Origin of the sequence: Caballeronia glathei (assembly GCF_000698595.1) — a bacterium.
In the GTDB taxonomy this organism is placed as follows: Bacteria; Pseudomonadota; Gammaproteobacteria; order Burkholderiales; family Burkholderiaceae; genus Caballeronia; species Caballeronia glathei.
This window is the reverse complement of record NZ_JFHC01000328.1, coordinates 1-352: the sequence shown is the minus strand read 5'-3', so window position 1 is coordinate 352 and position 352 is coordinate 1. Positions and strand designations below refer to the sequence as shown.

1 protein-coding gene is annotated in these 352 nt (G+C 58.0%); it reads left to right on the top strand.

Annotated elements, in window-relative coordinates:
- Positions 1-158: 158 nt before the first annotated feature.
- Positions 159-352: cupin domain-containing protein (locus tag BG61_RS38995; RefSeq protein WP_035943921.1), on the top strand; the 194-nt coding region annotated here is incomplete at its 3' end.

The window sequence follows — 352 nt, the reverse complement described above, 5'->3', positions numbered from 1 at the left end:
CCAAGAAAGATGCTGCGCGCCACCCTCACGGGCACCCCGCTCGCCTGAACCGACCGGCTCCCTCCGCAATTCCAGGGTTGCCCGCCTGTGTCTGATGGGCGGGCCACCCCTGACACGTTTTCCGATTTTCGACCACATCCACACCAATGGAGACAGATATGCTTTACGAACAAATCGACACCGCAGTCATCGATGGCGAATCGCTGCCGTGGGTACCGTTGACGCCCTATTCAGAAGAGATCCTGGTGAAATACTTCAAGCTTGATCCGATCCGTGGTGAATGGATCGTAATGATGAAGGCACCGCCCGGCGTGCAACTGCCCAAGCACCACCACACCGGTACGGTCATGGT